Here is a 24,993-nt window from a genome sequence, read left to right on the forward strand (position 1 = left end):
ACATGTCAAATATACCTCATTACCAGCCCATTAAAAGCTCTGTATCAACACAGCAAGGTGCTGTACTAATTGTAGTGCTATTGTTTTTAGTGTTGATTATCTTGGTCGGTGCTATCGCGGTTAAACAAAGTACCACTAATTTGCGCCTAGCGACCAGTGACCAAATAAACACTTTGCTATTGCAATCGGCAGACAATGCCAATCAAAATATGGAGCAAGGCGTCAACGGCAGTAGTGATGCCGACGTCTATACAGACATGTTGTCACGTACAGGACCTTTTGGGCATTTTATTTTAGATACTAACAGTGCCGAACATGAATACGTCTTTTGTTTTCGACCGCGTGGTCGCTTCTTTGATATTAATAAGACCACCATCAATACAGGAAATGGCGGTAATATATTAGGCAATGAAGCTGGCTACTGTAATCCTTCGACACCAGCAGATTATGTGAGTGATCGTAATGCAAGTATGACCCAAGTGAATATTTCGTTGACTGCACCAAGTGCCAATAATGAATTGTTTAGTAATTATACGATCGGACAAGACAGTAGTGAGATATCAAGCCAAGCTTTCATGTTTGATCTTAATACTACCGCCATACTACCAGCCTATTCTGGCAAAACAGATGCCGCTAAAGACTGTTTCAAAAAGACCAGTCGTGTAGGAACGGTAGCAAATGCTAAAGATGCTATTGGGGGCTGTATGATAGAAGAAAGCGTCCCTAGTACAGTGTTATATGAAGTGGCAAACGTAGAAAACTTATCATTACGTGAAAACTGTGTCGATTTTGGCAAAGGAAAAGGCGTCGTTTGTACGCTTCCTACTAGCTAACTACTAGCTAATTTTTCATAGTTGAACAGAGATAACACTATCTAGATATTTGAAGTTATTAGAGTACATTTAAGTAGCAAAATAATTGTTAGATGACAATTAAATGACTGCTAATGATTATCCACTCGATAACACAATCCGTTTAAGGGGTCAGTCATGAAAAATCTACAGAAAAATTTATCCAAACAACGCTCATGGCCTATTAAAGCGCTAACTGCCGCAATCGTTATCGGTATGACAGGTACTATCGTGCAAGCTGCCACTGTCGAACGTAAACCAATCGGTGATTTGGAGATTTATGCACCGGCTAAGCCTGGTACGGCGACTATTTTTATGATGCTGGATATCTCAGGCAGTATGGCTTTTAGTAGTATAAGAAATGACTATGGTGATGGCTCATGTTCGATGAATACCATCGAAGCAGAAGAAATCATTGCAGTGGTAAGAAAAGAAAATGGTGAAATAGAAGAAACCATAGGGTTTAAGCCAAGAGGCTGTTATATCAAAGGGCGTGGGGACGTTCGTTTTGACAGAATGACCCGTCTTAAAAGAGCGCTTATTGAACTATTGGCTGACGAGGTTTATTTTGGTGACGATGACGACGATATAAAAGAAACAAATAAGCTAAAAAACAAAGGTTCGTTACCTAATGATTATGAGATAGGGCTAGGCGCTTACAGTTATAAAAGCGATGGAAGAACAGGTTATGTGATAGAACCAACTAAAGCTCTAACCCCTGAACATCGTGTCGCACTTATTAATAAAATTAAAGACTTAACAGCCAACGGTGGTACGCCTACGGCGCAGGCAATTGCTGAGGCAGGCGCTTATATGATGGGTACTAATACAAAAACCCGATCATATAATAATTATAGTGGTTTTAATTATTCTACTAAGGACGCGAAAAAAGCCGATGAGAATAGTTATTCATCGCCTCTCAACGATAGTGAGTGCAGTGGCAATGGTATTTACTTGCTAACAGATGGTGAGCCTAATGGTTCCAGTAATAACGTAGCAAAAGCGGTGATGAATCAATCACTTAACGGCACATTGTCAGTCAATAAGTGTAATGCTCTAAGTGGTGATGATAACCAAGCATGGGGCTGTACAGCTGAATATGCACAGCTATTACGCAATCCGTCTAATCCTGGTAAATTACCGATCAAAACAGCAACCGTAGGCTTCGGTAAAACTTTTGCAGGGTTGACAGGTACACGGGATATTATAACCAATGGCAAATTAGTCAAGGTAACGGACTGCAACAGTGGTAATGCAAAACAAGATGCACGTAATCTATGTAAGCTTGGTGAGCGTAAAGGGGATGACGAGACCAAAACCTTTGGTGATGGTGGCTTCTATTACACTGAAGAGTCTAAAGATATCGCCGACAGTATTGTTGATTTTGCAGCGAACTTAGTACAGATTATTAATACTGCGCCATCAGGTACGATCACTATCCCTGATGACCCATACCGCGCTTCTAATCAGCTAGCCTATGCTTACTTGCCAATGCTAGATCCTGATATTGCATCAGCAGCGAGTATTTGGAAAGGTAATCTAAAGAAGTACGACCTAAACCAAGGGACGTTGTTCGGTAAAAATAAAAACTTATTATATAAAGATGCTGCGGGTGACCTCAGTACGACGACTCAAGATTTGTGGCAAAACGGTGACTTTATTAAAGGTGGCAAAACGTCGAATAATGATGTGGAAGCAGGTGGGGTCTATGCGCAATTAAAATCTCCAGGCTCAGGGCTTAGTAGTGTTCGTACCCTTTATGTTGAAGATGTGACCTCTAACAGTGACAGCAAAACAGTGTTGCGTAAAATCGGTGTCGATGGCTCAGGTAAGGGCACTGGTTTTGCGTCGCTAACCGACCCCGCTAATAGTAACCAACTCAACAAGCGTCGTCTACTCAGCTTTTTGGGATTTGATAATATAAAAACCAAAAATGGTAACCAGACTACGCTACTAATTCCAGGTGGGCAAGTTTCCGATGATGCGATGATTGATGAGATCACTATGCAGGCACCATCGAAAGAGATTAAGATATTAGGCGGCGTGGTGCACTCAACCCCAACAGCCATCTCTTATGGCGCTACCCTAGATGACAACGGTCGTATTACGGATACTCGTGATGATTATGTACTGTTTGGCTCTATGGATGGGGCGTTGCATATGGTCGATGCCGACACGGGTGAAGAGGAGTTTGCCATCATTCCTAAACTGATGATGGAGACCCAGCCAGAAGCTTTGGTGGAGGGCTCCACTACCGACAAGATAGGCACGCCATACTTTGGTGTCGATGCTCCTTGGCTAGTGACTACCGATTATAAATACGATTTGGATAACAAAAGAGTCACTGTGGATGACAGTGGTGATAAAGGTATGTTTGCCTATGGTGGCTTGCGTATGGGCGGGCAGGCGTTTTATGGCATTGATATTAGCAAAAAGACCAGCCCTAAGATGAAGTTCACCATTACGCCTGATGGTCTCAACGGCATTAGCTCTCCGGATTTTAAAAGGCTCGGGCAGATTTGGAACAAACCCACTACAGCTAAAATTCGCCTGAGTAAAGATGATGAGCCCACCAATGTCCTTATATTTGGTGGCGGCTATGATATGGCCTATGAAGACGACGAATATATGGCTACTACAGCTGCACCAGCAAAGGGTAATGCTGTTTATATGATTGACGCGAGTGACGGCAAGTTACTATGGTCAACCAGTAGTGAAACTGGCAGTAGTGTAAACACCAAAGCAGCCGATATGATTCATAGTGTCACTGCTGAGATTGCCGTACTCGATAGAGACAATGATGGTCTTATGGATCATCTGTATATAGCAGATTTAGGTGGGCAAGTATTCCGTGCTGACTTTGAAAATGCTCGACCTAAAAAATATGGCTATGATGCCGTGAGTAAATTTTCAAATAAAGGTGTCACTCGTGTATTAAATAGCAAACCTAGTGGTAATCCTGCTTATCGTTTTTATGAGCGTCCTATCGTCAGCTTCTATCGTAACCAGAGCACCGGCACTAATAACGGTCAATTATTTGCACTCGTAAACGTCATATCAGGCAATCGCAGCGCACCATTATCAACGTTGCGTAAGAACAATACTTATGCAAACCGCGTCTATGGCATTATTGACAATGATGTGACGCATGCAGATCTCTATAAAAGTGGCTTTACAGCTAAAGTAAAAGACTTGACTGAGGGTAAGCTAACCAATCTGGCAGAGAAATTAGGCAATGCCCCAAATGAAGCTGCAAAAACTGCTGCCAAGGCAGCGATGGTAGAAGGCACCAAGCAAGGCTGGTATTACCCATTGACTCGTTTCGATGGCTATAACAATGTCCGCTACAATAAGGGTGTTGGTGACAGTGTGGTCATTAATAACTTACTCTATACCACTGTTTATAATCCCGATAAGCTCTATGGTACGGTCTCGAGCTGTGCAGCAAAAATCTCCGGTGGCTCAGAGCGTCAGTTGTACTGCTTACCTTATGGCGTCTGTATGGAATCTAGTTCTAAAACAGGGACAGGTGGTTATTTACCTGCTGGGCAAGGTATCCAAGAGCTAACATTGGGTTCATACAATGCTGACAATACTGACCTTACGGTACTCATTGGTAATACGACCATCGCTGAACGGGCGTTAGAAGCCAACCGAGCAGGCTATGGCGAAGATGTCTTTAAAAATGCCAGTAACATCAAGGATTTATATCCAGGTGAGGGCAGTCGTCCTACACAAGTAGGTGGTGACGGCACTGCTGGAGAGTATATATTCAATGAGCGTTATACGATGCAGCCACGTGCCTGGTATGAACGTAATAAATAGTAGCGATAATGGTAATAAAAGGTGCTATGTATTATAAAGGCATAGCATTTTATATCACCGTTCAATAAGAATGACACAGCACTAATGACAATGAATGGATATAGTCGCACGACATTTAATGGATGGTGCGACATATTTATTATTAGATTACGGGACGTCGCACATGATTCAGACGAGAAACACAATCACACCGAAGGGTACTCGCGGTTTCACACTTATAGAGCTGATGATTGTCGTTTTTATTATTAGTATACTAGCCGCCATCGCTATTCCGAGCTATCGTCGTTATGCCGTACTCAATGCTGAACGCGAGACACAGGCAAAAATGCTGCAATTACAGATACAGCTTGAGCGTTGGCGCTCCAAAGCACTCAGCTATCAGGGCTTCCAACCACAGAGAATCGACACTAGTAATACAGTCACTTATGCCTACGCAGAAACAGATAACAAAACCATCTACGTACCGGATAGCAGCGATGCGTCCAACTACCGATATAAGATTACTCTGGTCGATGGTGGCGATACAGATGAGTCGCTAGTATCGACAGGGTTTTCTATCATCACTGGTCGGACGTGGAAGATGTTGGCTGAACCCAACAATTCAGGGATTACAAAAAATGCCAGTACCATACTATTTAGCAGTAGCGGTATACGCTGTCAGCATAAAACCAATACGATAGATATTGCTGATGCCAATTGCGGTGCGAACGAGGAAACCTGGTGATGATAGTAAACACAACGCAGGATAGGGCAGTCACTATATCAACAGCGCAGCGCGGCTTTACTCTGGTTGAAGTGATGATCGTCGTCGCTATCTTAGGCGTACTCGCCGCTATCGCTTATCCGAACTACCAACGCTATGTCATCAAATCCAAACGCACCGATATGATGAGCGAGATGCATAATATCGCGGCTGAGATTCAAAGTCGTAAACTGATCCAAGGTAGCTATAGCAACGCTCTAATCACAGGACTGGGTGGGGACTTTCCTAAACAAGGTACTGCGTTATATGCTATTACCTTTACTCCGAACCCGCTCACGTCCGAGTGGCGTATCATTGCCACACCAAAAGCCAGCACCCAAATGACAACGGATGGGATACTCAGTCTTAACTATCAAGGGACTAAGTGTCGAAATAGCGTTTGCGGTACTGGGAATGACTGGAATGACTAGAAAAAACCGTTAAAAAAAATACAGCTGACAAAAATTGTCAGTATTAGTTACGTATTACTGTCACATAGTGTGTACACTGACAATTTTCAGTAGGTTAAGCGTAACATACAGTGTCAGTCATTATACTGATGATAATTTATTACGTATAAATAATGAACGTAATTGAGTACTTACAGAAAACGCTCACGACGAATGATGATTCTGGCACGTTATATGCAACGTTTATAATAAGAGAAACAAATTATATTACTAAAGATAAAACGCGGCAGTATCAATAACAGCCACTTATCTTTATATACCCCAAAGGAGTTCTTATGAACACTGCTCAAAAAGGTTTTACCTTAATCGAACTAATGATCGTTGTTGCTATTATCGGTATCCTAGCTGCGATCGCTATTCCTCAGTACCAAAACTATATCGCTAAATCACAAGTTAGCCGTGTAATGGGCGAAACTGGTAACCTAAAAACGGCAGTAGAAGACTGCATGAACTCAGGTCGTACTGCTAGTATTGTTAATACTGGTGGCACTGGTGCTACTACATGTTCACTAGGTGCAACAACGTCTAATATTCAAGGTGCTGCTGTAACCAATGGATCTGATGCTACTGATGGTTTCCCATTAGTAAGTATCGATGGTGAAGCTAATACTGCCAGTATCGCAGCTACATTTAGTAACAATGCGGCTAGCACGTTGCAAGCTACTGGTAAGAACACTCTAACTTGGACACGTCTTGCAAATGGTACATGGTCTTGCTGGACTACTGTAGAAGATAAATATCGCCCATCTTCATGTACGGCATCTACCGCTCCTAGTGCATAAGTTTAACTTTTAAAATGTGTTAAAATAAAAAAGAGAGGAGTAATCCTCTCTTTTTTTTGCCTGTGAAATATGCCTGTAGATATATATGAATAACATAAAAAATATAAAAATAGTGTTGGGTGGCTTGCTCGTTGTTCTGCTACCCAATATCATTATGAATCTATTGGCCCATCTGACAGGCACTCAAAGAGCCCTCATTAATATTGATTATTTTATACCGCTGCTATTGTTAGCTTTTCGGCAGCGGCTGCTGTTTGTTATTGCTTTTATTATGCTATCGCTAGCAGATTTTTTGGCATTGTTTACCCAGTTGTTCCCCTTTATCAGAATTAGTGATTTAGTTTATTTATCCAAATTTGCCTTTATATCCTCTAGTAGCTATCAGCTGTATGGTGTTACTCTCATTGTCCTGATTATCGCTCAGAGCTATCTATATCTCAAAGTATATAAAGCAGACTATAATAAAACCTTACTGGTGCTGTTTAATATCATAATCCTTTATTATGCTTATAGTGTGCATTTTACGGACATAGGTAATAATGTAGTAGGTTCGCAGTCCATCAGTAATATCGACTATATTAATAGTGGCTTTGTCCAAACCTTTACCATGACAGGCGATGCCTTTCAAAAATCGACGGCAACAGGGGCGACTGCTGACTTGTTTACTTATCCAAATAGCCACGATAAAGTGCTATTGGTGGTCAATGAAGCGTGGGGTGTAACGACTGATTCAGAGGTTCAGAAAGATGTGCTGTCTCCCATACTGAATAACCTTGCTGTTAGTAATATTAAGCAAGATACCCTAAATTTTATTGGTGCGACTCTCGGAGGAGAGTTAAGAGAGCTGTGTGCCAAAGCGCCTATACACTTCAATCTAAAAAACCAGCTAGAGGGCTTTGAGGACTGTCTGCCCAATCATTATAAAGATTTGGGCTATCATACCGTGGCTGTGCATGGAGCGATTGGCTTTATGTATGACAGACAGTATTGGTATCCAAGAGCGGGTTTTGAGCAAATGCTATTTCGAGATCAGGGGCTGAATATACCAGACTCGCGCTGTTATTCGTTCCCTGGTAACTGTGATAGTGATATAGCGCCTAGAATTGTCGAGCAGTTTAATAACCACAAAAAGTTATTCTTATATTGGCTGACGCTCAATACTCATGCTATTTATGATGAGCGAGATTTGAAATCAGATTTATTTGACTGTAGCAAATACAATATAAAAAATGATACGGCAGCTTGTCGTAACCTGAAACTACAAAAGCAGTTTTTTTATACGTTATCTCAGATGATAGCAGACCCTGCTTTGTCCGGTACACGAATCATAGTGGTGGGTGACCACGAGCCACCGCTCATCGAAGAGGATTCAAGCGTATTTGTTAAAGGTAAAGTACCTATCATTGAGTTTGAAACAAACTAACTCATTTACTAGCAGTAATTATCAAATAGTGATGATCGACTTATTAGGAACAGCGGATGTTTAAGAGTCTTACGATTAAAGATGCAATAATCCTTATTTTGTTAGTATCGTTGGTTGTTTTTATTGGATACTTTTATGTCAATAATCAAGCACGTAATAACTTATGGCAAAAATCTTACCCAATCCGTGCCGAGCTGTCTGTCCAAAAAATGCGCTGTAGTGACAATAGCCCTACATGGCTGGCGGATACTCTACGGTATCAAACCCGTAATAATAACGCCCCTGCCAACCAAATCGCTTATATTGAGCCAAACGGCACGCAGCACCATTGTGAAAACGGCTATATCGGTCAATATCCACTATTGTCAGATGCCACCACCGAGCAGACGCGCTTTCGTTATGCCAGTGTCACTAAGCTATGGACAGCCGATGCGATTCTACAGCTGGTCAAAGACGGTCAGTTGACACTCGATACGCCATTGGCTAATACTATCAGCGAGATTGACACACCTACAGATGCCCGTATCAATGACATTACTATCCGTCAGTTGTTATCACACCGTGCAGGGTTTGACCGTTATAGCGTCTTTGGTCAGGATATGTTCAATATCGGCCAGGACATTTGCCCCAATCATATCACGGGCTTGAATGACATTACCTTAGGCTTCGACCCTGATGATAAGACCAGCTATTCTAATTTGGGATATTGTTTATTGGGCGAAGTAATCAGTCGAATAAATGAGGGTAAATCTTATAAAGAGGTGATTAAAAAGCAATATAATTTTGCTGATAGTCGTATTCAGTTTGTTTCAAATAGCGTACTGCCCGATGAAGTATTTTACAACTATGTCGAGACGGGGCTAACAGGTGTGGCTAATATTTATACCGTGTTTGACTATGAGGCACTAGCATCCGCTGCTGGACTGTCAGGTAATGCGATGGACTTAGCCAAACAAGTACATGTTATGGCAGCTAAGCCTGAGCCAAATATACTAACCGACGCGGATAAGGCAGGATGTGACCCCGCGCAGATAGCGGAGTGCTATGGCTATGCTATGGTGACATATCAGCCCAATGCTCAATCGAGAGTAGTACACTATCGTGATGGTAATTTGTTAGGTTTATCTTCATTAGTCGCGGTCAGTGACAATGGTGGAGTCGTGGCATTATTAAGCAATGGGACCTCAGATGAGGGAGTAGAGGGCAGTAATAAGGTAAAAATGATGATATATAAGCATTTAAACCGTTAAAATCTAGAACTAAAAAGCCCTTCAATTCATTCAATAAAAAAGCCATACATCATGTTTGGCTTTTTTATTAGCTAAAAATTATTAATGGCATACACTGTGCACTATCAGGTTAACTTTGATAACTTGATGTAAACGTTATGACTACTATTAAAACGACTCAAAATCGTCACTCCTTGACCCAAATGGGCTTCACTTTGATTGAGTTGATGATTGTGGTGGCTATTATTGGCATTTTGGGAGCGATTGCTATTCCGCAATATCAAATCTATATTGGCAAAACCCAAGCGACGAGGGTTATAAATGAATTAGGACAGTTGCGCCTAACGGTAGAAGAGTGTTTGCAGACAGGCACAACAGTAATTGGACTAGGTAGGGATGAGTGTGATCCACGCGCATCAGGGTCTAATTTGATAGTAGGTAGCTCACAAGTAGGGGTGGTTTTACCCAATAACATGGGCGTAGCGCAAATTACTAATCCGCTGGTATTAACCGCCAGTATCACCGGCACTGTATCGACACAAGTGAACCCAAGACTGGCGGGTAAAAAAATAAAATGGTTACGCACCAGTGAAGGCTCTTGGAGTTGTAGTAGTAATATAGAAGCTGTCTATTTACCTAATTCATGTAGTTATGACGCTAGTCTGTAGACTTATTGCTGTTCAATAAAAAAACCACCTAATAGCCCTTTATATTTAATGGCCATTAGGTGGTTTTTTTATTTAAATCTATTGAGCTACATTAAAAATCTTACTACTTCTCTAAATACTGAATCTTACCTTCGACACCATCCCACTTTTCAGCTTCTGGCAGTTGACCTTTCATCTCTGTGATGTTTGGCCACTTTTGTGCCAGCTCTTCATTTAACTGGGTAAATTGCTCTTGGCCTTTTGGAACTTCATCTTCTGAGAAGATGGCATTGGCAGGACATTCAGGCTCGCATAGCGCGCAGTCAATGCACTCATCAGGATCGATGACGAGGAAGTTCGGTCCTTCATAAAAGCAGTCCACAGGACAGACTTCCACACAGTCGGTATATTTGCAAAGAATGCAGTTCTCTGTAACGACAAAGGTCATAGTACTGTCTACCTGTTATTGGCTTAAGGCTAAATAGAATAGTTTGGAATAAGCTGTATTTTAACGCTTTTACGACAATTTGACAAACCCCTTTAATGACTAATGATTTTTTTCAGATGATAGAGTAAATCATGCGCCTGCTTAGGCGTGAGGCTATCAGGATCAATCGCACTCAGCTCGTCTTGCAAGCTAAACAATTGATTTTGCTGTGGAATATTAACTATGCTTTGATATTTCTTCACGCTTCTATCACTTGCTATCTCTGCTCCGTTAGCGTGATATTGCGAGCTTTTATCTGTTACTGACTTAGCTAAGTCATTTTTGTCATCAACTTTATCACTAATAACTTTGTCGTTATCCGCTTTAAGAGTTTCTATCTTTAAGTTGTCTATGCTTAAGTTGTCTACTAAATAGCGCTTAGCATCATTAAGTACTTGGGTTGGGATACCTGCCATTTTAGCGACATGTAATCCAAAGCTGGAGCTTGCTGCACCCTCGCGAATCTGATGCAGTAGCAATAGCTGACCATCGACCTCGCTTGCGGCGACATTAACATTGCGAATACTGCTATGACTATTTTCAGTACTTTCTGCCAATTTTGTCAGTTCAAAATAATGGGTGGCAAATAATGTCAGGCAGCCAATCTCAACCAATCGATTGACACAAGCGTGGGCAATGGCTAAACCGTCTGTGGTTGCCGTTCCACGCCCAACTTCATCCATGAGTACCAGCGATTTATTGGTTGCTTGATTGAGAATGTTAGCGGTTTCAATCATCTCCACCATAAAGGTTGATTTACCGCCTGCTAAGTCATCGGCCGAGCCAATACGGGTAAAGATGCGGTCGATATCACCAATATGAGCGCTTGCTGCTGGGACAAAGCTACCGCAATGGGCAAGTAGGATAATCAATGCCGTTTGGCGCATATAAGTAGATTTACCGCCCATATTAGGACCAGTAATCATTAATAATCGTTCAGGATTTGCATCGCTACCGAGCGCACAGTCATTAGCGACAAAATGACTGCTATGTTTGGTTGCGCTGCTATTCTTAAAGTTATTAACGATATTGCCAGCATTGACTGGACTTAACGCAGCTTCGACGACCACATGGCGACCTTGTTTAATATCGATACTGGTTTGATTATCAGTAATTGAGCTGTCTTTATTCTCTGAATCATTACTCATGACTGGGCGCTGCCAGTTATAAGTGTTAGCGAGCTGTGCCCAATTACTAAGTACGTCTATTTGTGCGATAGCAGCGCTTAACTGCTGCAGCTGTGCTAAATGGCTGCTTAAGATGGTTAGCAACTCTTGATATAATTGCTTTTCACGAGTTAGTGCTAGAGTTTGTGCGCTGAGATACTCGGTTTCTACTTCTTTTAGCTCATCAGTGATAAAGCGCTCGCTGCTCTTTAGCGTTTGCCGACGGATAAAGTGCGCAGGGGCATTTTTTGCCTGCATTTTTGGCAGCTCAAAATAAAAGCCGCTGACCTTATTAAAGCCAACTTTGAGGCTAGGCAATTGGTTATCCAGTCGCGCACGCTCTAGCATCTCATCTAGTGTCGTTTGGATATTGTCATGGAGATGGGTGAGACGATCAAACTCTGGATCATATCCCGTAGCGAGCATACCGCCATCACGAATATGGGCAGGCGGCTCTATAATAATGGCGCGCTCGATTAGCTCGGCTACGGATTGTACCGCAGGTAACTGGTCGGGCAATTGCTGCATCAGCATTGGCAACAGTCCTGCCTGCTCATGGCTAATACTTAAATATGTTAATAGGCTAGTAATTTCGGTACTACTAGCAATACCATCAGCAAGCTTGCGTAAGTCGCGAGGCTTAGCACTCATCAATCCGATACGGCTACTGATGCGCTCAATATCTCCGATGGCATTGAGCGTTTCGCGTAGGTTTTGCACTAATGAGCCACTTTCTAATTTTTGTTCAGTCGGCGTTGAGTGCTTGTCGGTCTGCAAAAGACTGGCTATCGCATCTAAGCGCAAATTAATACGCTCATGCTGACGCAATGGGCGCTTCATCTGCTGTACGAGTAAGCGTCGTCCCATTGGCGTTTGACAATGATTGAGGACAGATATTAATGACGTACCGTTACTACTAACGGGGGTAAATAGTTCAAGATTTTGCTGACTATTGGCATCAATAATTAAGTAATCATCGCTATATTCGACGATAAGTTGATTGACTTGTGGCACATGACGTTGCTGAGTTTGCCGTGCATAATGTATCAATGCTGCACAGCTAGATTGAGCCAGTGGCGCATCGCTAATACCTAAGCCATCAAGGCGTTGCACCTCAAACTGTTGGCATAATGTCGCGCTGGCATGGTCACGATGAAAGTCATTGGTAGCCACTTCAATAATAGGACAGTCAAGATGTTGACGTAGCCATAGCAACCAGCCTTCACCGATATCACCACTACTGTCACCGAGCGCTTCGCTAATGATACATTCACTAGGAGCGAAGCGCGCTAACACCGTGAGCATTTGGGTTTGTAAGCCCTTAATATCATCATGGCTGTTATTGTAGCTAGCACTAAGCGTTTGCGTGATTAATGTCCCAGCGGCTAAATCCATCTGACTGATAGCTGCTTGTAATGGTTGATTGCTATTAGATTTAGGTATAGCAATATCAATATCAATAGAAACAACAGTCGGGGTGTGATTGGGCGCAATTAACGCATCATCGGTAATCGTTCCAGCGGTCAGGGTTTTGACCACCTCACGGCGCATAATACTGCCAGCCGCTGATTTACTTTTATCTTTTTTTTGCTTATCGCCTATTGTAGGAGAACTGGATATATTGCTTGCTGACTCGTCAATTTGCTCGCAGACCACCACCGTTTGCCCAGCGGCTATGAGCCGTGCCATATAACTATCGGCAGCATGAAAGGGTACGCCTGCCATGGCAATAGTATTGCCGGCTTTATCGGTACCACGACGAGTGAGTGTAATGTCCAATATTTGCGCCGCGCGCTTGGCATCATCAAAAAATAACTCATAAAAATCGCCCATCCGGTAGAGTAACAATGCTTGTGGATAGTTGGCTTTCATGGTGAGATATTGCACCATCATCGGAGTGTGGTCTGCCAAATAATAAACGGCATCGCCTATGACCAATGAGTCAGATGACGCTGGCACAGATTTTGAAGTGTTTTTTGAAGTCGATTTTATGGTCTTATTGGTTTGAGCAAAAGGTTTGACAGGCATGCAGGGTCTCTTATATCGCTTTTATCTTTCTCAAATAATTTGCTTAAATAATCTAAGCTTATAAGCCCTATTTTAACACGTCCTACTGTGTTTTTACGTCGGCAAATATCTACTAACTGCCCTTGTATCCATCGGCGTCATAACCATATATAATGACGTCACACTTAATTGGGCGATACTTCATTAGGCGATCCTTTATTAGACTATCTTAAATTGGATAGTAATTTATATTAGATAGTAACTTGAATTGGCTAGTAACTTGAATTGGATAGCACTTAGCCGGATGATGACAAAGCGGCAAGCTAAGCGTTGGCTAATGCGCACTAATTATCGAATATTTCCATAGGTCAAAAAATTATGTTATCAAAGATTATAGGCAGTGTCGTTGGCACCAAAAATGACCGTGAACTCAAGCGCATGCGCAAAGTGGTCAGCAAGATCAACGCACAAGAGGCTCAAGTACAAGCCCTGTCTGATGAGCAATTACAACAAAAAACCGAAGAATTTAAGGCAAGACACCAAAATGGTGAAAGCTTAGATGCATTATTACCAGAAGCGTTTGCTGTCTGTCGTGAAGCATCATTACGCGTCACCGGCATGCGTCACTATGATGTGCAGTTGATCGGTGGTATTACCTTGCACGAAGGTAAAATCGCTGAGATGAAAACTGGTGAGGGTAAAACCTTGATGGGCACCTTGGCGATGTACCTCAATGCTATTAGCGGCAAAGGCGTACATTTGGTGACGGTCAACGATTATTTGGCCGCGCGTGATGCTGAATTAAATCGTCCGTTATTTGGCTTTTTGGGCATGACGGTTGGCGTGATTTATTCGCAGCAACCGCCACAAGAAAAAGTCGATGCCTATCAAGCAGACATCACCTACGGTACCAATAACGAATACGGCTTTGATTACCTACGCGATAACATGGTCTTTAGCCTAGCCGAAAAAAAGCAGCGTCCACTGAACTTTTGTATTATTGATGAAATTGACTCTATCTTAATTGATGAGGCTCGTACGCCACTAATTATCTCGGGTCAAGCCGAAGATTCATCGCGCATGTATGCACTGATTAACACTATTATTCCAGTGCTGATACGTTCAAAAGACGAAGAAGCCAATAAAAATAATGAAGAAGAAGATTTCTGGATTGACGAAAAGAACCGTCAGATTGAAATTAGCGAAAAAGGTTATGAGAAAATTGAACGCTTCTTAATCGAAGTCGGTGAGCTGGGTGAAAACGAAAGTTTATATAGCCCAATTCGTTTACCGCTTCTCGCACACGTACAAGCAGCCATTCGTGCTCACCATGTTTTTGTCAAAAACGTTCACTATATCGTTGATGAGGGCGAAGTAGTTATCGTTGATGAAAATACCGGTCGTACTATGCCCGGCCGCCGTTGGTCAGAAGGTCTGCATCAAGCGGTAGAAGCCAAAGAAAACGTCGAGATTCAAGCAGAAAACCAAACGCTTGCGACGACGACATTTCAGAACTTTTTCCGTCTATACGACAAACTATCGGGTATGACTGGTACTGCTGATACCGAAGCGGCAGAATTTAAATCAACGTATGACTTAGATGTCATCGTTATTCCAACGCATGAGCCTATTGCTCGTATCGACATGGATGACCAAATTTTCCTAACCAAGTTAGGCAAATATAAGGGTATCATCCGCGAGATTAAAGAAATTCAAGCAAAAGGTGCGCCAGTATTGGTTGGTACGGCGACGATTGAAGCCAGTGAAGAGTTGTCTTATCTGCTCGATCAAGAAGGCGTGAAGCATAATGTCTTGAATGCTAAGCAGCACGAGCGTGAAGCGGAAATCATCGCACAGGCGGGTAGCCCAAAATCGGTTACTATCGCAACCAACATGGCAGGTCGTGGTACCGATATTATCCTTGGCGGTAACTGGCAGTCGTTTATCGAAGATCCAGAATCTGTTAGCCCAGAAGAAATGCAGCGCTTAAAAGCTCAATGGCAAGTGCAACATGACCAAGTCGTGGCGGCTGGTGGCCTACATATTGTTGGCTCTGAACGTCATGAATCGCGCCGTATTGATAACCAGCTGCGTGGTCGTGCGGGTCGTCAGGGCGATCCTGGTATGTCGCGCTTCTTCTTATCATTAGAAGATGATTTGATGCGTATCTTCGCCGGTGACCGCGTGGTCAATATGATGCGAGCGATGGGTCTAAAAGAAGACGAAGCTATTGAACATAAAATGGTTTCTAAATCGATTGAAAACGCCCAAGGTAAAGTGGAAAGTCGCGATTTTGATGCGCGTAAAAACTTGCTGAAATATGATGATGTGGCCAATGAGCAACGTAAAGTTATTTATGGTCAGCGCGATGATTTATTGGCAGAAATGGATTTGCTCGAAGCCATCAAAATCATGCATCAAGAAGTCTACAACGCCATGATTAACCAGTTTATTCCGCCAGGCTCTATCGATGACCAATGGAACGTCGATGGTCTAGAGGATGAGCTTGAGAACGAATTCAAGATTACAATGCCTATTAATGATTGGCTAGATGAAGATCGCCGCTTGGATGAAGAAGGGCTACGTGCCAAAATTATCCAAACCGCCTTAGATCGCTATCATAGTCGCCGTGAGCAAATGGGTGAAAAAGATGCCGCTCAGCTTGAGCGTCACTTCATGCTCCAAAGCCTAGATAAGCATTGGAAAGAGCATTTAACGCAGATGGATCAGCTGCGTAAAGGCATTCATCTACGTGGTTATGCGCAGAAAAACCCTGAGCAAGAATACAAGCGTGAGTCGTTTGAGCTCTTCCAGATGATGCTTGGGGCGATTAAATCTGAGACGGTACAAGATTTATCACGTGTGCATATTCCAACCAAAGAAGAGCTAGAGGCATTAGAAGTTCAGCAGCGTGAAAATGCTGCACATATGCAAATGCAGTTTGAGCACAATGATATCGATAACATGGATGGCGGCTTAGATGGCGCTAATGATAGAGCGGCGGCACAAAACCGTAATCTTGCTGGCTCGGTAGCCGCAGGTGCTATGGTGGGCAGTGGCAACAATGCTAATGAGCCAAATCCATATGCTGGTATGAACATCAGTCGTAATGCGCCTTGTCCATGTGGTTCAGCACTTAAGTACAAACAATGTCATGGTAAAATCTAAATATTGATAAGCAAACGTTGGTAAGCTATGATAAAAATCCCTGTTTAAACAGGGACTTTTTTATGGGCTAAATAAAATTATCATCTGCATTGTAGCGATTGCTTACAAATTCAGCATAGGCGTGCATTTATGGACACGCTATAGTGTTTAACATATTTATTTGGGAGAGTGTTGTGAATTTAGAATTATTAAAACAGTTGCGTACCTCTGTAGTTATAACGGGTTTGTTGGCTGGTGCTATGACGGTTAGTGCCTGCCAACCAAAGCAAGAAACAGAGCCAAGTTTGGAAGATAGTATCAGTGAAGAGCAGTCAGTGCCCATGTCCGCTGAGCCAGCCGAACCGAGTGATGTCGTTGTAGATGCGCCCGCTAGCGAAGTGGAAGATGATACGATTGCTTCGGTCAATACAGGCGTGAATCAGATAACATATTTATGTTCACCTGAGCTAACGGTTGAAGCGACTTACAAAGATACTGACAATCAAGTGGTTATTGGCACTGCCAAAGGAACGGTAACCTTGACGAAAACCAATGATGCCAGCAACCCTGAGGTATTTGAAGCAGCAACTGCTATCGATGGTGGCGAAGGATTTGTACAGTGGCGCGTGGCTCATAAAGAACGTGAAACGGGCGTGATGCGTACGGCCGGTACGGATGCAGCCAATATAAGTACTTATGAGTGTAAGAAAACAGTATAAAATGCCGTGTAAGAATGGTTTTTATGGTTAATTTATTTTCAACGTAGCATGTGATGATCGATATGTTGATTTTATTTTATGTTGATTACAATGCCTTATAAAAAAAGCAACGTTCGCGTTGCTTTTTTGCATTTGATAGATAAATCCTTTAAAAACGATTTATCTCTTATGCGCAGAATTACGCTCATGCGCTAAAAACCCTTCTTCTTTGACGTCTAGCTCTTCATGTTTCAGTTCGACTTCGATGCTATCAGTATGGCTATGTGTGGTTTTCTCAATAGCTACTTCTTGAATGACATAGGTGTCTTTGGTGATAGTCGCTACTTGACGTGACAGGATTATCTCAATCGGTTCATCACCAATCTCAACTTGTTTACCATTGATGGTAACGACCGCCTTACTATCTAACGATGGCTCAACGTGACGCAAGATATCTTTATCATCATAGTTACCTGACAATAAATCTTGACTCTCGGTATCGTGATAGTCCGTCCGTATGGTCACATATTCTTCGACCAGCTCAATAGGTACTTGGATTGTTTTGGTACGAAAGTGCTTAGTAACGGTTACTTTACCAACATCTAAGCGTTCTTTGTTGACGACTGGACGCTCTTCTAGTAACTCTAGATAACCGCCGTTACCGTTATCAGTACCTATTAGATTGTTTGAAAGACTGCCTTTTTGATTGGCTAATATCGCTTGCTCCTGACTATTTTCAGGTAACGATAAGTCAGATGATATTAAATCATCTTTGGTGCCGCTAGCAGTATTATCGGTAAAGTCAGGATAGTTATTGTCAGGATAATTGTTTTCATTATTGGTGTTCATGGTCATATTCCTTATTTTTATATATGAAAGATATTATATGTAAAAGTTAATATGGATAAAAAACGGTTAGATATAAAAAAAGACCAGAGACGGAGCTCTGGTCTTATCTACTGAGCGAGAGGCTCAGCTGCTAATTTCTATCGCATAGTGGTTCTTTAAATAACAATACTTTAAATAATAATGCTTTGAATAGTACGTTTAAGATAAAAAGATATCTCAACCACTAATCAGATCTTGCAACTATGCGAAAGAGTAGCGTGTTACATACCACGAGGCGAAAGAGTAGCGTGTTACATACCACGAGCGCGGCGTACGTCTTCGGCAGTAATGTCATCACGAGTAAAGAGATTACCATCACGGTCAATTACATTACCATCACCATCGACATCTAGCTCTTCACGCTGAATAGTTTCTACGAGAGTTTCAGTGCGATGCTCTGACGTTTTACCGACATTTACTTCTTCAGTGACATACGTCTCTTTATTCACGCGTGCACGTTCTGCTTCTAGCTCAACTTCAATGGTCTGATTACCATCGATATCACCGATACGGCGATCTGTTGGGCGATCTACATTGGTACGTTCGATATTGGCATGTTCTTCTTCTAGATCGACATCGATATTACGCTCTTCGGTGACGACATGCTTACCAACTTTTACCAAGCCTGCGACGATACGATCTTTATTGACGGTCAAACGCTCTTCTAATAGCTCCAGCGTATTTGGCGCGTCATAGTTATGGTCGGCAATTTCCATACGCTCTGCAACTGGAACCGTATCAGCAACAAACGATTGACGGTCTTTTTCATACTGATCTTTGTAACTATATTGATAATCGTGGTCGTACACTTCCATTGCTTCTACTTGCGCTTGGGTTAAGCTATCAAAGAAGACATCATCCCCAACGATACGTGCCAAACCTGCTGGTACTAGCACTTCTTTTGAGCTGAACCAACCGCCCACATCAACAATTAAATAACGAATACGACCAGTGGTGTCTTCTACCAAGGCGCCATCAATCTTACCAATTTTTTCTTCATTAACACCATAGGCTGTTTTGCCTGTTGGATCATAATAGTCATCACCGATAAGGTCGTGGTGAGTCGCTTGAATATCTTTTAAACGAATTAGTTGGCTCATTATTATCTTCCTTTTGTATGAGTAAATTAATAATTATTTTAAATTTACATTACTAGAAAACGAATAATCGTTTTGCTAATAAGTGGTTGTACTAAACTCAGGATGGTAGCAAAGTACGTTAAGCCGTCTTTGCATCAACTTGTAATCATCGTAACAGCTGAATTTTCAGGGCGATATATGAGCAAGGTAGCAAAGTGTGCACTTGAGGTAATTGCGTGTAATAGGCTGTAAATGGCACAAGCCATATATAAATTTAAGTTAACGTTTTCTTACTATGATAAATAGCTCCTGCATATTTGTAATTTATAAGTACAAAAAAACCGCAAAGCCATAAGCAATGCGGTTAGTAGGTCTTGGAAAATAAGTAAGAATATCAAATAATATTATCGACTCTAGCAGCTCGATAATTAAAACGATTAAATATTAAGCAAGTTCAATCGCAACGGCTACTGCTTCACCACCACCGATACATAAAGTCGCAACGCCTTTTTTGCCGCCAGTACGCTTTAGAGAGTTGATAAGAGTAATTAAAATACGAGCACCTGAACACCCTACTGGGTGACCGAGCGCACAAGCACCGCCTTCAATGTTTACTTTAGCATGTTCGATGTTTAGCTCATCCATAGCCGCCATCGTAACCATGGCAAAGGCTTCATTGATTTCCCATAGATCGACATCAGCTACTGACCAGCCAGCGCTTGCTAAAACCTTTTCAATTGCACCAATCGGAGCAATGGTAAATTCGCTTGGATGACGAGAGTTAGAAACGCTCGCAACGATACGCGCTTGGTAATCAAGACCTTCAGCTTTGGCTTGTGACTCTTTCATTAATACCACTGCGGCAGCACCGTCTGAGATTGAGCTGGCATTTGCCGCCGTGATAGTACCATCTTTTGCAAAGGCTGGGCGTAGGGTAGGAATGCGCTCAGCGTTGGCAAGGGCTGGCTGTTCGTCAGTATCAACGGTTTGCTCGCCCTTACGAGTTTTAAAGGTAACGGGCTCAATCTCATCTTCGAAATGGCCCTCTTTAATAGCTGTTAACGCACGGTTAAGCGATTCGATAGCAAAATCATCCATTTGCTCACGGCTATAGCCTTTTTCATTCGCCATTTCTTGAGCAAATTGACCCATCAGCTTGCCTGTTTCGGCATCTTCTAGACCATCTAAGAACATATGATCTTTGACTTCTTTATGTCCCATGCGATAACCGCCACGTGAACCTGGCATGATGTAAGGGGCATTGGTCATCGATTCCATGCCACCGGCAACAGCGACATTAAAGCTGCCAGCTTTGATACCGTCATGGGCTTGCATGACTGCTTTTAGACCTGAGCCACATAGTTTGTTGATCGTAACTGCACCCGTTGCATCAGACAAACCTGCTTTACGCATCGCTTGACGAGCAGGGCCTTGACCTAAGCCCGCGGTCAAGATACAACCCATGATGACTTCATCAATACTATCGATGTTAACGCCTGAGCGCTCAACAGCCGCTTTGATAGCAGTAGCGCCCAAGTCTGTTGCGCTTACCTCTGTAAGTGCGCCTTGGAAGCCACCCATTGGAGTACGTGCGCCGTTTAAAATTACCACTGCATCATTTGACATCGTTATTTCCTTTTTTATGTATTTTCATTACAAATATTTGACTTACTTAAAGGACGGATTTACGCCAGCTCGTCTAAGCGAATACGTACCACTTTATCAGTAACCGTATCTAGCTTCTCAATTTTTTCAATCGCCAGATTCATCTGACTCTCAACCACAGGTAGCGTCAAGATAATCACGGGCACTTGACCAAGTTTATGGGCAGGTTTTTGTAAAATGGCATCGATATTGATACCAGCATCACTTAAAATACGTGTGATATCAGCCAATACTCCAGGATTATCATAAGCATGAACGCGTAAATAATAACCGGTTATCATCTGTTCAGCACGCAATATCGGCGTGTCCGATAATTGCTCAGGGATAAAGGCTAAGTGTGGGACATGATGACCGTTATTGCCTACATCATTGTTATCTTTGCTACCTAAGACACGAACCAAGTCCATGACATCTGCCATCACCGCAGAAGCCGTCGCGCCTGCACCTGCACCGTCGCCACAATAGAGCGTTTGCCCAAGTGGGTGAGAGTTTACCAACACGGCATTTTTTACGCCATTCACGTTGGCAAGTAAGGCGTTTTGCGGGATAAGTGTTGGGTGTACACGCAGCTCAATACCGGCGGCTTCATCATTACCTGCACCATCACGGCGCACGGCAAAACCTAAATGCTTGATACGGTAGCCAAGCTCTTCGGCATAGTTAACGTCTTGTAAGGTAATACCCGTAATGCCTTCACAGTAAACTTTGTCAAACTGTAGCGGAATACCAAAGGCGATAGAAGCAAGTAGTGCCAGTTTGTGCGCTGCATCAATCCCTTCAACATCAAAAGTCGGGTCTGCTTCAGCATAACCGAGCTCTTGTGCTTCGCTTAGCACATCTGCAAATGGACGACCCTTATCACGCATTTCAGTCATGATAAAGTTGCCAGTACCATTAATGATGCCAGCCAACCAGTCGATTTTATTGGCAGCTAATCCTTCACGCATGACTTTAATAATCGGAATACCGCCAGCTACCGCTGCTTCATAAGCGACATGGACATTATGTTGTTCCGCAAAAGCGAAAATCTCATTACCATGCTCAGCCAATAATGCTTTATTCGCCGTAACCACATGCTTGCCGTTTTTAATGGCGTGCATAATGACGTCTTTCGCGAGAGTAGTACCGCCAATCACTTCGATGACAATATCGACATTGTCACTGGCAGCGATTGCCATCAAGTCACTGTTTTGAATAATATTAGGATCGATATCATCACGCTGACGACGAGTACCGACTTCGGTAATCATAATGTCGCGTCCGCTACGACGTTTTAGTTCATCTAAATTGTCATTGATTAGATTGATCACACCCGTTCCGACGGTGCCTAAACCAAGTATCGCTAGTTTGATGGATTTGCTCACAGTATCCTCAAGAGATTAAAGAGTTGGATAAAAAATGCTTCTATGAAAGTATTTAGATTATCAAATTAATTAGATAAAGAAAAACTTATATGAAGAACTTGCATAAAGAAGGACTTAGATAAAAATATGCGGCTAATTTTGCCTAGCGCTTTATCGTATCATACCGACAAGCGCTGATGGCGTCTACCCACTCTCAATGTCGCCAAAGTCAGCAATATCATAGGATAGCCGATTAGCTAGCATCTATCGCTTGTGCCAATTGGGCGGCGGGTAAATAACCACCCACTTGCTGTCCAGATTCAGTAAAGATAGCCGGCGTACCGTTGACACCAAGGCTTCTACCAAGCGCCATTTGCGATTGCACAGGACTGTTACAGCTAGCTGCTTGTACGTTCGCGCCCATTTTCGCCTGGTCCATAGCGGCTTTACGGTCTTCACTACACCAGATAGCTTCCATCTTTGGAATACTGCCTTCACTACGCGGCCACGCTAAATAGCGTACTTCAATGCCTAAGGCATTAATCTCGTCCATTTCCTCATGGAGTTTGGTGCAATAAGGGCAATCAGCGTCAGTAAAGGAATAAACCACTGACTTAGTCACGCCTTTTGCTGGATAGATAACCATATCTTTTTTATCGACCGCTTTTAGAGCTTGTTGTGCAGTTCGGGCAACCAAAGCACCGCTGATATCCACAGGCACGTCATCACCAACGGCGATAATTTGCCCTTGAATAATATGTTTACCAGACTTATCGGTAAAGAAAGAAGGTAAACCATCAGCAGTAACCCAATAAATATCGTCCATATCGGTTGGTACGGCTGAGAGGATATTTTCTTCAATACCTGAAGCTTTTAAATTGGTTTGTAATGATTTGACCACATCGGCATTGCTATCTTTAGATATCGAAGTGGTACTGGTTTTGGCTGGCGCACTATTGACAACATTGGTGTTACTGGTCGCATCTGCGGCATTATTAGAACAGCCAGCAGCAATAATAACCAGCAATGCCGCAGCCGTGGCACGAGATAGGTGGTTGCGAGAGAGTTTTTTGTTAGTGAGCGTAGCTTTAGAATGGAATAAGGACATATGGTGTTTCCTATAGGCAGGTGTGCCTAATCGTGTGTTCATGACAAAAGATATTGGGATAAGTGGTAATGGTTTTGCTAAATAAGGGCTGCGATATAAGGTCTGTGATATAAGATTATTAATGAGATTGTTGTTAATAGATTGTTTTTCAATGATTTCCGCAAATAAAAATTGCAGAATCAATCAGTATAAAGTGCTCTATATTAACATATTTTTATAAATCACGACGAAAAGCCAGCTTATTGTCTGGCTAAATAAATTATTAGAAAGCCTTCATAATAAAAAATATAATAAGAGATAAGATACATTTTTGCTATGTCATATGGCCTTATGTCTAGGTAGGCTACAAGAAATACTATGGTCTATAGCTGTTAGACAGCTATCAGATTTAATAATTATTGTTTCAAATTTCTATTTCATTAAGTGTATTTAATTTTAAGGAACGTCCATGGCAGGTGCCAGTTTATTAACCTTACTTGATGACATCAGCTTGATATTAGATGATGTCTCCCTGATGACCAAGGTTGCTGCCAAAAAAACGGCTGGCGTCTTAGGTGATGACTTAGCACTTAACGCTGAGCAAGTGACTGGTGTCAAAGCAGATCGTGAGTTGGCAGTCGTGTGGGCAGTGGCTAAAGGCTCATTCGTCAATAAACTTATCTTAGTGCCATCAGCACTATTGATTAGCGCTATTTATCCACCGTTAGTAACACTACTGTTGATGTGTGGCGGCTTATATTTGGCCTATGAAGGCGCAGAGAAAGTGATTCATAAGTTTTGGCCGCATCTTTTGCCTCACGATGAAGAGCAAAACGCGCGCCTACGTGCCAATGCCGATGAGACTGTTGATTTGGTCGCTTTTGAAAAAGAAAAAATAAAAGGCGCGGTACGCACAGATTTTGTACTATCGGCTGAGATTATTGTGATTGCCCTTGGTGCAGCCGCAGGTGCGACGTTGTTAGAGCAAAGCTTGGTTCTCGCTATTATTGCTGTTGCTATTACGGTTGGCGTTTATGGCTTGGTCGCTGCTATCGTCAAGATTGATGATTTGGGTCTGTATTTGATGAAGCAATCAGGCAATGTGAAGCAAAAAATAGGTGAGTTGCTATTAGCTGCTGCGCCAAAATTAATGAAGTTTTTATCTATCGCCGGCACGTTAGCCATGTTTTTAGTAGGGGGTGGCATCTTAGTGCATGGTATTGGTTTTTTGCATCATGAAGTTGAGGACATAGCGCATCTGACTGGTGTATTTGAAAGTCTGACGACTATGTTATTAAATGGACTGGTTGGTCTCATTATTGGCGTTGTAGTAGTGGCTATTGTCACTGTCGTTGGTAAAATACGAAATAAAGACAAAGATGCTTCTTCTGCGCATTAAATCCATAGTCAGTTAAGCAGGTTCGATTAAGTATAAAAAAGCCCCAAAGTTGCTGACA

The 24,993-nt window shown here is 42.4% G+C and carries 18 protein-coding genes; 11 read left to right on the top strand and 7 right to left on the bottom strand.

Annotation, left to right across the window (positions count from 1 at the left end; genetic code table 11):
* Window positions 1-2 precede the first annotated feature (2 nt).
* The 8 genes from DABAL43B_RS01590 to DABAL43B_RS01625 all read left to right on the top strand — a co-directional run bounded on the left by DABAL43B_RS01590 (window position 3) and on the right by DABAL43B_RS01625 (window position 9,990).
* Complete coding sequence (locus tag DABAL43B_RS01590; RefSeq protein WP_079690769.1) at window positions 3-833, top strand: PilX N-terminal domain-containing pilus assembly protein; 831 nt, start codon at window positions 3-5, stop codon at window positions 831-833.
* Between the two features lie 156 nt (window positions 834-989).
* Complete coding sequence (locus DABAL43B_RS01595) at window positions 990-4,676, top strand: PilC/PilY family type IV pilus protein (RefSeq protein WP_079690770.1); 3,687 nt, start codon at window positions 990-992, stop codon at window positions 4,674-4,676.
* Between the two features lie 94 nt (window positions 4,677-4,770).
* Complete coding sequence (locus DABAL43B_RS14530) at window positions 4,771-5,400, top strand: type IV pilin protein (protein WP_319823001.1); 630 nt, start codon at window positions 4,771-4,773, stop codon at window positions 5,398-5,400.
* On the top strand, window positions 5,400-5,849 hold the full coding sequence (locus tag DABAL43B_RS01605) for a type IV pilin protein (protein WP_079690771.1): 450 nt from the start codon (window positions 5,400-5,402) through the stop codon (window positions 5,847-5,849). Before DABAL43B_RS14530 ends, DABAL43B_RS01605 begins: the two co-directional genes overlap by 1 nt.
* 314 nt (window positions 5,850-6,163) lie before the next feature.
* Window positions 6,164-6,670 (top strand): pilin, encoded by a 507-nt coding sequence (locus DABAL43B_RS01610; RefSeq protein WP_079690772.1) that lies wholly within the window; start codon window positions 6,164-6,166, stop codon window positions 6,668-6,670.
* Window positions 6,671-6,755: 85 nt separating this feature from the next.
* Window positions 6,756-8,093, top strand: a complete 1,338-nt coding sequence (locus DABAL43B_RS01615) for a sulfatase-like hydrolase/transferase (RefSeq protein ID WP_079690773.1) — start codon at window positions 6,756-6,758, stop codon at window positions 8,091-8,093.
* 56 nt (window positions 8,094-8,149) lie between these two features.
* Window positions 8,150-9,343, top strand: coding sequence for a serine hydrolase domain-containing protein (locus tag DABAL43B_RS01620; RefSeq protein ID WP_079690774.1), 1,194 nt, complete (start codon window positions 8,150-8,152; stop codon window positions 9,341-9,343).
* Between the two features lie 137 nt (window positions 9,344-9,480).
* On the top strand, window positions 9,481-9,990 hold the full coding sequence (locus DABAL43B_RS01625; protein ID WP_079690775.1) for a pilin: 510 nt from the start codon (window positions 9,481-9,483) through the stop codon (window positions 9,988-9,990).
* Between the two features lie 103 nt (window positions 9,991-10,093).
* On the opposite strand, the gene fdxA is transcribed toward DABAL43B_RS01625, so the two are convergent.
* Window positions 10,094-10,417, bottom strand: a complete 324-nt coding sequence (gene fdxA, locus DABAL43B_RS01630) for a ferredoxin FdxA (protein ID WP_079690776.1) — start codon at window positions 10,415-10,417, stop codon at window positions 10,094-10,096.
* A gap of 92 nt (window positions 10,418-10,509) precedes the next feature.
* Window positions 10,510-13,650: a DNA mismatch repair protein MutS gene (mutS, locus tag DABAL43B_RS01635; protein ID WP_079690777.1), complete on the bottom strand. Its 3,141-nt coding sequence runs from the start codon at window positions 13,648-13,650 to the stop codon at window positions 10,510-10,512.
* Window positions 13,651-14,007: 357 nt separating this feature from the next.
* On the opposite strand from mutS, the gene secA reads away from it, so the two are divergent.
* Window positions 14,008-16,797 carry a preprotein translocase subunit SecA gene (gene secA, locus DABAL43B_RS01640; protein ID WP_079690778.1) on the top strand — a complete coding sequence of 930 codons (2,790 nt, stop codon included), beginning with the start codon at window positions 14,008-14,010 and terminating at the stop codon, window positions 16,795-16,797.
* Between the two features lie 173 nt (window positions 16,798-16,970).
* Window positions 16,971-17,495: a hypothetical protein gene (locus DABAL43B_RS01645; RefSeq protein WP_079692996.1), complete on the top strand. Its 525-nt coding sequence runs from the start codon at window positions 16,971-16,973 to the stop codon at window positions 17,493-17,495.
* Window positions 17,496-17,654: 159 nt separating this feature from the next.
* Here the strand turns inward: DABAL43B_RS01645 and DABAL43B_RS01650 are convergent, their stop codons facing one another.
* The 5 genes from DABAL43B_RS01650 to DABAL43B_RS01670 all read right to left on the bottom strand — a co-directional run bounded on the left by DABAL43B_RS01650 (window position 17,655) and on the right by DABAL43B_RS01670 (window position 23,557).
* Window positions 17,655-18,323: a YsnF/AvaK domain-containing protein gene (locus DABAL43B_RS01650; RefSeq protein ID WP_079690779.1), complete on the bottom strand. Its 669-nt coding sequence runs from the start codon at window positions 18,321-18,323 to the stop codon at window positions 17,655-17,657.
* Between the two features lie 290 nt (window positions 18,324-18,613).
* Entirely contained in the window at window positions 18,614-19,462 is an 849-nt protein-coding gene (locus DABAL43B_RS01655; RefSeq protein WP_079690780.1) for a DUF2382 domain-containing protein, read from the bottom strand.
* Between the two features lie 423 nt (window positions 19,463-19,885).
* The gene (locus tag DABAL43B_RS01660) at window positions 19,886-21,067 is read right to left on the bottom strand and encodes a thiolase family protein (protein ID WP_079690781.1); all 1,182 of its coding nucleotides are present in this window, start codon (window positions 21,065-21,067) and stop codon (window positions 19,886-19,888) included.
* 59 nt (window positions 21,068-21,126) lie between these two features.
* Window positions 21,127-22,470: a homoserine dehydrogenase gene (locus DABAL43B_RS01665; protein ID WP_079690782.1), complete on the bottom strand. Its 1,344-nt coding sequence runs from the start codon at window positions 22,468-22,470 to the stop codon at window positions 21,127-21,129.
* 232 nt (window positions 22,471-22,702) lie between these two features.
* The gene (locus tag DABAL43B_RS01670) at window positions 22,703-23,557 is read right to left on the bottom strand and encodes a DsbC family protein (RefSeq protein WP_079690783.1); all 855 of its coding nucleotides are present in this window, start codon (window positions 23,555-23,557) and stop codon (window positions 22,703-22,705) included.
* Between the two features lie 448 nt (window positions 23,558-24,005).
* Here DABAL43B_RS01670 and DABAL43B_RS01675 point away from each other — a divergent pair, with 448 nt between their 5' ends.
* Window positions 24,006-24,935, top strand: coding sequence for a DUF808 domain-containing protein (locus tag DABAL43B_RS01675; protein ID WP_079690784.1), 930 nt, complete (start codon window positions 24,006-24,008; stop codon window positions 24,933-24,935).
* Window positions 24,936-24,993: the final 58 nt, after the last annotated feature.

Origin of the sequence: Psychrobacter sp. DAB_AL43B, from assembly GCF_900168255.1 — a bacterium.
In the GTDB taxonomy this organism is placed as follows: Bacteria; Pseudomonadota; Gammaproteobacteria; order Pseudomonadales; family Moraxellaceae; genus Psychrobacter.